The sequence below is a fragment of the Photobacterium sanctipauli genome, from assembly GCF_003026495.1.
Taxonomy (GTDB): Bacteria; Pseudomonadota; Gammaproteobacteria; order Enterobacterales; family Vibrionaceae; genus Photobacterium; species Photobacterium sanctipauli.
Genome location: NZ_PYMA01000002.1, coordinates 630,998 through 643,925, shown reverse-complemented (window position 1 = coordinate 643,925; position 12,928 = coordinate 630,998). Strand labels below are relative to the sequence as shown.

The following is a 12,928-nucleotide window of genomic DNA, read 5'->3' as shown; positions in this document are numbered from 1 at the left end:
AACAAGAATAAATAATAGGATTTAGCAATGAATAACAAAATCACCGTATTATCGGCCGCAGTCTCAGTGGCACTCGCCGCGCCTGCGCTCGCGGGTATTAACGACATTATTATCTCGGAAGATGTTGAGGGTACCTCTGATAACCGGGCTATTGAGGTCATGAACCTAGGTAATTCTGATTTCACCTTTAATGGCGACCATGCGCTTTATTATTCGAGTGGCTCGCACAATAACATCATCTTTACTGAAGCTGGAGAAAATGTATTAAACGGCTTAACTGTGCCTGCTGGGGATGTTGCTGTCATCTACCATCCAGATGCCAGTGACGAATTGATTAACACTGTTCATGCCAATACATCCCATTACGTTATTGCAAGTGACTTTTCAGACCAAAGATATAATTCAATGAACTTCAACGGCGATGATTCAGTATTTATTGCCGACAGTGATGACCATACCCAAGTTTATGATCTTATTGGTGAGGCTGGTGCAGATTGGGGAGAAGACAAAACTTTTCGACGACTGGCTGATTCAGCTACACCGTCAACTGATTTCAACGTAAACGATTGGTTAGAAGAGCCTAAAAACACCTTCGACGGCTTGGGGGATCCAACCCTTGCCGAACGCCTAGGCGCTCCAATGCCATGTACTGATGCCGAAGGAAATCTAGAAAGGAAGCTTATCTCTGAAGTACAGGGCACAGGCTACAGCTCACCACTTATCGAAGACGGCTTTATTAGCGACAAAGAGTACCTTGTAACGGGTATTGTCACTGGCGTGATGAGCAGCCTTGATAAAGGCTTCTACTTGCAGAGCGACCCAAGTGATGAAAGCCACGGTTTAGCATCGGTTGGGGTGTTTGTTGAAGCAGGTAAAGGCGTTAGTGAAGAGTTAATCGGCCAAAAGGTGTGTGTTCGTGGCTTCATCAAAGAAGATTACGGCATGACCAAGGTACTGGCGACCGACGATGAGTGGGAAACCGTCAATGCGGATGCAGAGGTACCCGACGCTATCGATCTAACCCGTATTACAGAAGATGGCGATAAATTCCAAAAAACGTTAGAGCGCCACGAAGGCATGCTGGTACGCCTTGTTGAAAACATGGATGACAACGTGGAAGGCGATCAAAACATGCGCGTCTCCCGCAGCTTCAGCTTCGACTTCGATAGTTACCGTAATAATATGGTACTGGCATACAAGCGCCCGAACATGCAGCCAAACCAAGAGCATATTGCTGGCAGTTACGAATCAAAGCAGCAATCATGGCAAAACAACGACTATCGCTTGTATGTTGATACCGACAAGAAAGCACCCAATGGTGAGATCCCGTATTACCCTGACTTCTTAACAGATGCACAGGAAAACTATATCCGCATCAACGACACCATCATCAACCTTGAAGGCCACCTATACTTCTCGTTTGGCGACTTCCGTTTAGTGCCAAGCAACGAAATCAACGATAGTAATGTCATCCACAACACCGATCGTACCGATGCGCCTGAGCTGAACGATACTCCGGATTACGATCAGTTCGGTATCCGTATCGCGACGCAAAACGTATTAAACTACTTCAACTCGCCATACGGCGGTTCACCAAACAAGTTCGGCGATAACCGTGGCGCAGAAAGTGAGATCGAATTCCAACAGCAGCAAGCAAAACTCGTAAAAGCCATTTATGGCTTGGATGCCGATATTATCGGCTTGATGGAAATCGAAAATAACGGCTTCGGCGATTTCAGTGCGATTAGCCAGTTAGTCAATGAAGTCAACGCTAACTATACCTATGAAAACTATGATGACCGAGATCACCCAAAATCCGTTCATAACAAATATGTTTTTGTTGGTTTCGACTCTAACGGCGACACGTTCCTTGACGAAGAAGATAGCGTGGGCACTGATGCTATTACATCAGGCCTTCTATACCGCCCGAGCAAGGTTAACATTGAATCAACCCAAATCATCCAGATGCCTCGCCAGCAAGCACCAGCCATCACCGATGAAAACGGCGCCCCTATCCTAGATGATAAAGACGAAGTGCGTGAAAACGGTAAGAATTACCAGCGTGATACTGTTGCTGCCACTTTCTTGGTACAAAATACCGGTAAGAAACTAACCGTTGCGGTAAACCACTTCAAGTCTAAGGGCTCGACATGTTGGGAAGACTGGCAAGGTTGGGAAACATGGGAAGACTTCGACCCGAGTCGTGATGACGTAAAAGATGAGGACTTCCAGGGCTCTTGCGAGCACTTCCGTGTCTCGGCTGCCCACCAGCTGGGTAAGAAAATGGCTCGCATTGGTGGTGATCAGGTCGTTATGGGTGATATGAACTCCTATGCGAATGAAGATCCTATGCTGGTACTGACCACTATCCCTGAACTACCGGAAGGCAAAACAATTCGTACTGCACGTGATACCTATATTGGCGATACACCGCAATTTGGTGAAGGCGGTAAACATGGTATCGAAGTCACCGAGTCTTTCGGCTTCATCAATAGTGTCAGCCTGAAAGATGCAGAGAAAGGGCAACCAAGCTGGAGCTACTCGTTCAATGACGAAATCGGCTCGCTTGATCATGTGCTAATTACCCCTTCATTAAAAGGTAAACTGCTAGATGCCACTGACTGGCATATCAATGCCGCCGAGTCATCATTGTTTGATTACAAAACAGGGTATAAAGGTGATAACCAAACCCTATACAATGAGGACCCATTCCGTTCTTCAGACCACGACTCGGCACTTATCGCGCTTGGCTACCGTTATGGTGAAACCGATGCTGGCGAGCGCGTGCTCCTAGCAACGAAGAGTGGCCGAATGGAAGTGGGTTACCCAATTGATATTGAAGCAAAAGCTGGTGATATTGCGTCGATTGCTTTCTCTCCGCAACCTGATAATTTTGAGTCAGTCATTCTGCCACGAGTAGAGTTGACGGAAGATGGCAAGCAAACGGTATTGTTTGATATCAGCGGTGTTGAACCAAGAAACTATACCGTCACAATGACCCTTGAACGTCCACAGCAATCAAAATCGGGTACTGAAAACCTTGATGACGCGACAGTCGTGATGGATGTTGAAGTTGTTAAGCGTGACTCACTGGATGCGGATATCATTATCCCGCCACACGATGGTAGCGGCGGTGCTTTCGGGCTTTATGGCTTGCTATCACTGCTAGGTCTTGGCTTCTTGCGCCGTAGAAAGAACTAATGGGCCACTAAATACACGTTAAGCGTGATCAAATTAGAAGGAGGCATTGGCCTCCTTCTCTTTTTCAGCATAATTAAGCAACACGGATTCAGAGCAAGTCAAACCTTGGGGTTACCCTCACCTCGATACGCCGATTGGCCTGACGCCCAAGCGATTCACTGTTATCCGCAATCGGCATGGTTTCACCAAAACCATATCCCCCAAGGCGCGTTTCGCTTACGCCATTTTTTGCAAGTAAGTCCGAGACTGACTGAGCACGCCTCGTTGACAATTCACGGTTATATTCCTCAGAGCCAATACTATCAGTATGTCCAGCAATGAAGATTCGTGACTCCGGATGGCTGATAATCATAGAGGCAAGCTGTTTGAGTAACTGGCGACTTTCAGGTCGGATATCGGCACTGTCATGAGAAAAGCTACGGTCACCTTTTAGCGTGATAATCACTTGATCACCTTTCTTGTCGACCGTTCCCTCTAGGGGGGAAATGATGGACTTTGCCGCTTTCATGTTATCAGCAAGAAAATTATCGACGTTTTTTTGTGAAGCCTTTCCAATCGACTGGTTTGAGGTTGTAGCACAACCAACCACCAGCAACGAAAAAAGTGAAACCAGTAACATTTTCATCTTAAACACCTGCGCCTACCTGCTTAGTACAACAAAAATTTGTGCCCACTCTAGCAAAAGTTCGACAGCGCTTTTTTAAGCAAAAATGTTTCTATGGAAATAGTTCACAAGCCAATATGAAAGAACGTTTTTTAATGAAAAGAATCTGCGGCAGATCTCAGTATTAGCTTAAATAGACCCATTAAAAAAGCCGACAAAAATGTCGGCTTTCATTCAATCAAAGCAACGCTTAATTAGTTATCATTCAAGCGAATGCCTTCGCGTTCAATAACAATGATGCCTTTTTTGTACAGGCCACCAATGGTTTTCTTAAAGGTTGCCTTGCTGGTGCGAAATTCTTTGAAAATCGCTTCCGGAGTCGACTTGTCGCTCAGCGGTAGAAAACCACCTTTACGCTCAAGCGTGGTTAGGATCTTATCTGCAAGATCATCAACCTTGGCACGACCCGCTTTTTGCAGTGACAGGTTAATTTTACCGTCTGGGCGAATTTCTTTAATGTACGCTTTCAGCTTCTTGCCTGGGAATAGCTTACCAAACGACTCGGTTTTGAAAATCAGGCCCCAATGCTCACCTTCAATCACCGCCTTGTAACCAAGGTCTGTCACTTCAGCAACCTGTACTTGAACTTCCTGACCAACTTTGTATTTCGCAGGGGTTTTGTCCAAGAAGCGGTTGAACTTGGTTGAGCCAACAATACGTCCCGATGCCTTATCCGTGTAGACACGTACCATGATATCCTGGCCTTCTTCAAGGCGACGGCGTTGCTCACTGAAAGGTACCAGCAAATCTTTATTCAAGCCCCAATCAACAAATGCACCCACACCACAAATGCCAACCACGCGTAGCAAGGCAAAATCACCAACTTGTGCGTATGGTTGCTCGGTTGTCGCAATGATCTCGTCGTTTGAGTCGAAGTAAATAAACACTTCAACTTCATCACCCAGCTCAGTGCCAGCCGGAACACAGGCTTTCGGCAGCAAGATATTGCCAAAGTCTTCACCACCATCAAGGAATACGCCAAAATCTACCAGCTTGACGACCTCTAATGTGTTGTATTGTCCAATTTTAATCATTTGTTTCGACACTCTCTGGGTAAATAAACGACTGAGTTCTATTGCTCACTCAGTTGCATTTGTGATGAATGCCAAGGCATTCATGCTTTATCTTAGGCCGCGCATTATACGTGATGTTGCTTCCGACCACCTAACCTATCTTCAATTATTTGTCTACTTTTCACCCTATCAAAGCAACAATCAACAATTACCACTGCTAATGGCAGTTTAATTCATCTAAAATTAACTCAACATCAAGACATTAGCACTAGTCTCCAAGGTGCATCTCCAAACTCAGAGGTAATTAAGTATAGTGATCACTGTTGAAAAGAAAGACGGGCATAAGCTCAAGATATCCCATGTCATTCAGGAAACCACCAACAGGCAACTCGATCTCTATATTTTTATTCCGGGCGAACTTGGCCTTAACAGCAATATCATCTCAGAAGACGAGTTCTTCCATAATGCCATTCAAGGCAAGCGTACGTATTACAGTGATGTCAATCACCTGCCATTGGTCCATAGCCGATTGGCCAGTCGCGGCAAACTCTCTACCGAGCAATACCGTTTAAGCTTGAGTTTGTATGCCTACCAGTACGCGCTGGCGTTGGAAAAAACCACCCAGCAGTTACTTGATGACAAACAAGAACGCTCTTTCGAAGAAGTAGAAGAAGTCGCCCAACTCGCTCGCCGTATACTCAAACGTCTACGCCGTAACGTCCCAAGCGATAAAAAGCTGCATAAGTACTATGAAAATGTCGACAATTATCTGTCTTGGTTCACTGAACAGCGTTTGTTAGAGTTGGTCGCTCACCTACCTCGCGGTAATGAATATAGTGAAATCAAGCCATTACTTCTTGAGATTTGCGAAAAAGAATCTAGCCACCGACTGGAAAAGAGTTACAACTCCACCCGTGCAACGAAAGACCCTACTCGAATGTCGAATAAGATGCGATTGTTGCGCCGCCTTATCGAATATCCCGTCACCATGAAAGAAAAAACGGTGGAACTGGGTAACAATACCAAGAAGATTGTCACAGGCTTCGCAGCCGGTTTTGTGATGATCTTCGTGACTCTCATGTTGATCGAGGCCCGTGGCGTATTGGGTGATATTACCGCTTCTTTTGTCTTGGTACTTTCATTTATCTATGCTGCCCGTGAAGTCTTTAAAGATGATTTAAAATCCATGCTTTGGCGCTGGGTTCGTAAGGGCAAGCCAAAGTGGCGCAAACAGTTTTTCGATACCAATTCCAACCATCTCATCGGCAGGCAATTAGAGTGGATGGAATATTGCAGCTTCAAAAAGCTTGATGAAGAGATAAAAAAGGTTCGCAAGCATAAGGTCTCTCAGCGTGAAGAAACCATCCTTCACTACAAGAGTACAACCAGAATGTCACCCACCAAGTTTCTGACTGGTTACGAGCAAACCCGCGAATCTATCATGCTAGATTTGCGCAGCATCACTAAATTGATGGAGAAAGGCTCACAAAAGGTATACCTGCTGAAGGAAGGACAAGTGTCCAAAGAGTCGGTTGAAAAGCGGCACCTGATTAACTTGATCACGCGAGAAACCGATGAAGATAATACGGTACGGATCCGCCGCTGGAAAGTGATCATGAACCGTTCGAAAATTGTTGATATTGAAGCCATTGAGTCGTAATTAGCAAGCGCCTGCATACCCAAGTTATTTCAAGGTATACCCTTACTTTCTCTCTGTTGTAACCTGCGATGAAGTTGATACGCTTAATGTATAAGCGTATCAGCGAGCAGCTCATGAAAACATTGACCCAACTAGCCTTTCATAACACCTATAGCACCTTACCGGCCACCTTCGGCACGCGTGTTAGCCCACAGCCCCTGGACGATCCTTTTTTGGTCAGTGTTAACCCCCTTGTTTGCAATATGCTTGAGCTGGATCCTAGCGATGCACAAACACCCTACTTTATCGACTTATTTTCCGGCAACGATGAACACCCCTCATTCGATCCGATTGCAATGAAATACACCGGTCACCAATTTGGCCAGTACAATCCAGACCTCGGCGACGGAAGGGGGTTACTACTGGGAGAGGTGCTCACATCCTCGGGAAACAAATGGGATATCCACCTAAAAGGCTCTGGTTTGACACCGTATTCCAGGCAAGGTGATGGTCGTGCGGTTTTACGTTCCAGTATTCGGGAATACCTAGCGAGCGCTGCAATGGCTGGCCTCGGGATCAAAACCACCCATGCACTGGCTGTCTTGTCCAGTTGCACGCCCGTCTATCGTGAGCGAGTCGAGTGCGGTGCGACGTTGATCCGCGTTGCCGAAAGTCATCTTCGTTTTGGGCATTTTGAATACCTGTTCTATACCCACCAGCATGCTGAGCTCAAGCAGCTTGCGGACTATCTCATCCAACACCATTTCCCAGAGCTGAACAATGAGCAAAATGATGAACTGCGCTACGCCGCGATGTTTTCAAAGATAGTTACCTTAACCGCGAAGATGGTTGCAGATTGGCAAGCGGTGGGATTTGCTCATGGCGTAATGAATACCGATAACATGTCGATGTTAGGGCTCACCTTCGACTATGGCCCCTACGGTTTCTTAGATGACTATAACCCCGGCTTTATTTGCAATCACTCAGATTACTCTGGACGTTATGCCTTTAACCAACAACCAAGTATTGCACTTTGGAACTTATCTGCACTTGGCTATGCGCTAACCCCAATTATTAGCAAGGAGCACATTGATGCTGGGTTATCTCGCTATCAAGTCGATTTGCAGCGGGAATATAGCCACAACATGCGCAGCAAGCTAGGGCTAGTGAAAAGGCTCAAGGAAGATACCGACCTTTTCAACCAGTTATTCGACCTCCTTTCAGGGCAAGGGGCTGACTACACCTTGTTCTTTAGGGCGATTTCCAACATTGGCAAAGAAGAGCTGTTAACGTCAACCAACCTTTTCGTCCCCTTATTTAGCCGGATTGAGCCCGTTGAACAGTGGCTACAAGCCTACAAGTCACGACTTGATGCTGAAGAGCAAAACGATGAAGCTCGGCTTACATTAATGAATCAACATAACCCGAAGTTTATCTTGCGTAATTACCTTGCCCAACAAGCTATTGATGCCGCAGAGCAAGGGGATTACACCATGATAGAAAAGTTGCTGACTGTGTTAGCGACCCCATTTGATGAACATGCAGAATTAGACGATTTGGCCCAGCGCCCTCCAGAGTGGGGAAAACACCTTGAAATAAGCTGCTCTTCATAACCACAGAAGTCAGCGTTCAAAAAAACACCAGCCAGACTTAGGTGGATAAGTTATTTTTATAAGAAAATTATGATTGATAACTACCGATTGAGAGGAAGATCACGGTTCAAACACTCTCTGCATAAAGCGGGCCGAAAATTGATTTTGTCACTCCATTTCTCGCCGTAGGGCTGCTACATTCGCCCTTCTTTTCTAGTCCGAGTTTTACGTTTCACTATGAATAAAGACCGTATCGCCAGTTTTGAATGGGGGCGCCTGATAGCCCTGCTTGCCGTGATTATTATTCACGCTAAACCCTTCATGAATGCGCCTATCATTGATGAACTGCCTTGGGTTGGCTTACTGCTCAACCAGCTCGGCCGCTTTGCCGTTCCACTCTTCTTCATCTTGGCTGGCTATTTTATTATGCCTAAGCTGAGCGAAATGGCCCTGCCAACCCTAAAGCGCTATAGCCTTCCCCTGCTTAAGGTCTGGCTGGCTTGGAGTATCATTTATTTAGCAATGCCATTTAACCTAATGAAGTTCTACACCGAAGGCTACCTTGCTGAACGCAGCGGTTACTGGAACTTCTTACTATCGAACCCTCTCAACACCTTGTTCGAAGGTGGAATGGTACACCTATGGTACATTCCTGGATTAATTTGTGGCCTAGCGGTCATCGCACTTTGCTGTGCCCTCAAGCAACAAAAGCTCATACTGCCTGTCGCTGTCGCCCTTTACGTCTATGGTTTAATGGCGGGAAGCTATCAACCCATCTTTGGGATTGAAGCCCCCGTCTTTACGCGTAATGGACCTTTCTTAAGTACGTTAATGATTGCTATCGGCTTTATGGCGCGTAAACACAATTACAAACTGCCATTTGTGATTGCCGCATTGCTTGCCATTGGCGGTATGGGGCTCCACTTGCTTGAAGGGCTATTTTTGCTGAAACAACATGGCACAGCGTACAACATCAATGATTTCCTAATGGGTACACCACTTTGGGCCGCGGGTATCTTCTTTATGCTTGCAGACAAACCTGATTTTGGTCGTTCACCGGCGCTGTTTAAGCTCAGCAAGGACATTCTTGGCATTTATCTTGTTCACCTACTGATTATCATCTACACCCTCAATACATTCCGTATCCTTGGTTTCTCGGGCTATGTCGCTGATATTTCGGTTATTGCTATTGTCTGTGTTGTCTCTTATGTCATCGTTAAATTAATTGATAAGACACCGTTGAAAAATGTGCTCTTACGCTAGCAGCGATACCAGCCCTATTTACTAGGTAAAAGCATAGATAAAGAACATAGACAAAGAACACTGGCTGATACCCTGCCAATAAACCAACAATCGGCAGGTAATGAGGCCGTAATAGAACAAAGCCCGCCAAGCAGCTGCTTGGCGGGCTTTCAATTTTTAGTGGTGTCGGCGGTAAAAAACCGGCTTACTGAGTAATGACCGTATCAACATCATGATCAAGCAGCCATGACTGAAGCTTTGGTGCTTTCTCAATGTAGTGGCTAACCACAGCACAACCCTTGCCAGTTGTCGCAGCAGCTTTCAAGGCTTGGCGCACAAGTAGCAAGACCGCTTCATTTTGATCATCATGAAGGTAATCCAGCGATGGATGGGTTTGGTCAAGCCCAAGCGAGAATTGAGCAAGCTGATCAATGTCGATCACCAGGCCATCGAAGTATTGTAAGAACTTATCTGCAAGCAATGCATTCGCAGGCAGCTCCGCCATTAGATGTACTTTCAAACCATGCGCGCCGCGGCATAGGCCTTGCTCAGCCAGCAAATCGATAATTGTCGCCGCTTCGCTGAACGTTCGTACAAATGGAATCACCAGTTCAATATTTGTCATACCCTCGGCATTTCGAGCACGCTTGATAGCTTCGCATTCCAGCTCAAAGCTCTTACGGATAGACTTATCAGCAAAGCGCGAAACACCACGCAAGCCGATTAACGGATTCACTTCGCTCGCTTCCAGCTCAGCACCAAGCAACGTCTGGCGTTGATGTGAATCAGCACCACTTAACCTAACACGCAATGGCTGCTCCCCTGCAAGCTTCGCCGCTTGAATCAACTGCTTAGCGAGAGCAGAGACAAAATATTCTGCTGGGTTTCCATCACACTGGTTAAGCAACTGTGTCTGGGTTTCATCATTCAAGTCTGATGGGTACGCCACAGCATAGGGATGAAGGTTTAACTCTTGGATTAAGCCGTCTATCGATACCAGGCCGATTGTTAATCCGTCTTTATTGAGTTGAGTTGTTGATTTGATTAATTCTGTCAGGTTTAAACCTGGCTGAGTGCAGTTTGTCATAAGGCACCATACAACTTAAGTTAGCCAAAATCAGGAAGTTATTCAGGGCTAAATGCTCACTTCCGTGTCTAACTACAACATACGCACTCAAAGTTTGAGAGGCAAGCAGAAAAAAACAAAAAACGAAAACATAATCACCAGAACCGCATAGATAAGCAGTTATTAATTAGCCCAGCGGTACATCTTCGAAACGAATATACCCAAGTTACTTCAAGATGCAGGATTCAGAGGGATGTCAGCCCACTCAATCCAAGGCGAAGGTTTGCAGGAATGGCATTCCCTTTCAAAAAGCTTCAACGCAGGAGTGGGTGGGCTGACACCCTCTCGGAGGGCGAGTTTTCTAAGTTTGTATACAGCGTTATTGTTTTTCGATTTAGAGCCTCTAGATCTTCAAAACAATGCCTTGCCTACAAGCTTAGAAATTCTCGCTGAACCTGCATCTTGAAGTAGCTTGGGTATATGCTTAAAAAACATGCTTTTTACGATCAGTACTGGCTACCAATGAAATTTTCATGAATTGAAAAGAATAAAAAACTAAGCTATATCACAAGTTTGGTTTATTCCTACGCCCTTTTGGGCTATCTTTACGCGTCGTTAATTTTTGAAGTACCGAGAAAGGCAACTGAATTATGCCATTGAAAACAGATGAACTCCGTACCGTTAGCCTTGGCTTGATGCCAACGCCAGCTGAGGTTGAAGCCGCTTACCCGATTACTGACGAAATAGCCGCACATGTTGCCGACTCTCGCCGTCAGGTTGAAGCGATTCTTACAGGGCAAGACTCTCGCCTTCTGGTTGTTGTTGGCCCTTGTTCGGTACATGACCCTGATGCAGCGATTGATTACGCTAAGCGCCTTCTCAGCGTACAAGAAAAATACCGTGACCAGTTATGTATCGTCATGCGTACCTACTTCGAGAAGCCGCGTACCGTTGTTGGCTGGAAAGGTCTTGTGTCTGATCCAAACCTTGATGGTAGCCTAGACCTCGCAAAAGGCCTTCACACAGCACGAAAACTACTTGTTGATATCAATACACTGGGTTTGCCAACTGCAACCGAGTTCCTTGATATGATCACTGGCCAGTACCTTGCGGATCTCATCACGTGGGGAGCCATCGGTGCTCGTACGACTGAATCTCAAATCCACCGTGAAATGGCTTCTGCCCTGTCTTGCCCGGTAGGTTTTAAAAACGGTACTGATGGCAACATCAAGATTGCGGTAGATGCTATTCGTGCAACCCGTGAATCACATGTGTTCTGTTCGCCAGCAAAAAGCGGTGAAATGACCATTTACCGAACGGCAGGCAACCCGCATGGTCACGTTATTCTACGTGGCGGTAAAATGCCAAACTACCACCGCGAAGACATCGCAGCTTCTTGCGAGACTTTAAGCTCATTTGATCTGCCAACCCGCCTAGTGGTTGATTTCAGCCACGGTAACTGCCAGAAACAACATAAGCGTCAATTAGATGTGGCGGCTGATATTTGTCAGCAAATCAAAGAAGGCAGCAACTTTATCGCGGGTATCATGGCCGAGAGCTTTATTATTGAAGGCAACCAGCCGGTCGATACAGACAATCTATCTGCATTAACTTACGGTCAATCAATCACTGATCCTTGTATTAATTGGGACGATACTGTGACCATGTTCGATATGCTGGCTGAAGCGATTGCATCGCGCCAATCATAATTATAAATTTTGTATAAAATAGTCTAACTAGGATTAAGCACATGCCATCTTTTGATATTGTTTCTGACGTCGATTTTGTAGAAATCCGAAATGCTGTTGATAATTCATCACGTGAACTTGAAACACGTTTCGACTTTCGCGGAGTAGAGGCGAGCTTTAAGCTAGAAAAAGAAGTGGTAAAAGTGACCACTGAGTCTGATTACCAATTAACCCAGCTTATTGCGATGCTTCGTTCAAACTTAGCGAAGCGCTTTGTGGATGCTCAGGCAATGGATCAGAAAGACATTGTTCGCTCTGGTAAGTTTTTCACTTGTAACGTTGCATTCAAACAAGGCATCGAAACCTCGGTTGCTAAGAAAATCGTGAAAATGCTGAAGGAAGAGAAGCTTAAGGTACAGGCTTCAATCCAAGGCGATAAAGTTCGCGTAACGGGTAAAAAACGTGATGATCTACAAGCGGCAATGGCACTCGTCCGTGGCGCAGAACTTGGTCAATCATTCCAGTTTGAAAACTTCCGTGATTAACCCTTCAATTTAATAGGGCTAATACCATATTTAACGGGGAATGCATTCATTCCCCGTTGTTATATCTGCAAACAGAACAAATTATAATTATAAATACTGCTCACTTATCTTTATCAGCCTATTCATACTACAAATTATTTCGAGTCAATTCACGGTCACTACTTAGCTAACTGCAAAATAAGTGAAAATAGTTAATGGCGCCTCGAATAACAGTTTTTTGTACCCTGCAGCACTATCCAATACAAACTATCTTTTGTTGTTTTTTTAAACACTAACCA

9 protein-coding genes are annotated in these 12,928 nt (G+C 45.5%); 6 read left to right on the top strand and 3 right to left on the bottom strand.

What is annotated here, in order from left to right; all coding sequences use genetic code 11:
* Positions 1 to 27 precede the first annotated feature (27 nt).
* Positions 28 to 3,201: an ExeM/NucH family extracellular endonuclease gene (locus C9I98_RS05975; protein WP_036822763.1), complete on the top strand. Its 3,174-nt coding sequence runs from the start codon at positions 28 to 30 to the stop codon at positions 3,199 to 3,201.
* Between the two features lie 88 nt (positions 3,202 to 3,289).
* On the opposite strand, the gene C9I98_RS05970 is transcribed toward C9I98_RS05975, so the two are convergent.
* Together C9I98_RS05970 and C9I98_RS05965 are read right to left on the bottom strand one after the other, a co-directional pair.
* The gene (locus C9I98_RS05970; RefSeq protein ID WP_036822766.1) at positions 3,290 to 3,826 is read right to left on the bottom strand and encodes an OmpA family protein; all 537 of its coding nucleotides are present in this window, start codon (positions 3,824 to 3,826) and stop codon (positions 3,290 to 3,292) included.
* 233 nt (positions 3,827 to 4,059) lie between these two features.
* On the bottom strand, positions 4,060 to 4,899 hold the full coding sequence (locus C9I98_RS05965; protein WP_036822769.1) for a CvfB family protein: 840 nt from the start codon (positions 4,897 to 4,899) through the stop codon (positions 4,060 to 4,062).
* 292 nt (positions 4,900 to 5,191) lie between these two features.
* On the opposite strand from C9I98_RS05965, the gene C9I98_RS05960 reads away from it, so the two are divergent.
* The 3 genes from C9I98_RS05960 (at position 5,192) to C9I98_RS05950 (ending at position 9,372) form a co-directional block, all read left to right on the top strand.
* A complete protein-coding gene (locus C9I98_RS05960; RefSeq protein WP_036820991.1) occupies positions 5,192 to 6,538 on the top strand; it encodes a hypothetical protein in 1,347 nt (448 codons plus the stop codon).
* A 113-nt stretch (positions 6,539 to 6,651) separates the two neighbouring features.
* Complete coding sequence (locus C9I98_RS05955; RefSeq protein WP_036820997.1) at positions 6,652 to 8,130, top strand: protein adenylyltransferase SelO; 1,479 nt, start codon at positions 6,652 to 6,654, stop codon at positions 8,128 to 8,130.
* Between the two features lie 216 nt (positions 8,131 to 8,346).
* Positions 8,347 to 9,372, top strand: a complete 1,026-nt coding sequence (locus C9I98_RS05950; RefSeq protein WP_036820994.1) for an acyltransferase — start codon at positions 8,347 to 8,349, stop codon at positions 9,370 to 9,372.
* Positions 9,373 to 9,556: 184 nt separating this feature from the next.
* On the opposite strand, the gene C9I98_RS05945 is transcribed toward C9I98_RS05950, so the two are convergent.
* Positions 9,557 to 10,438, bottom strand: coding sequence for a putative PEP-binding protein (locus tag C9I98_RS05945; RefSeq protein WP_107271705.1), 882 nt, complete (start codon positions 10,436 to 10,438; stop codon positions 9,557 to 9,559).
* Positions 10,439 to 11,067: 629 nt separating this feature from the next.
* On the opposite strand from C9I98_RS05945, the gene C9I98_RS05935 reads away from it, so the two are divergent.
* Positions 11,068 to 12,126, top strand: coding sequence for a 3-deoxy-7-phosphoheptulonate synthase (locus C9I98_RS05935; protein WP_107271704.1), 1,059 nt, complete (start codon positions 11,068 to 11,070; stop codon positions 12,124 to 12,126).
* A gap of 41 nt (positions 12,127 to 12,167) precedes the next feature.
* Positions 12,168 to 12,650: a YajQ family cyclic di-GMP-binding protein gene (locus C9I98_RS05930; RefSeq protein WP_107271703.1), complete on the top strand. Its 483-nt coding sequence runs from the start codon at positions 12,168 to 12,170 to the stop codon at positions 12,648 to 12,650.
* Positions 12,651 to 12,928: the final 278 nt, after the last annotated feature.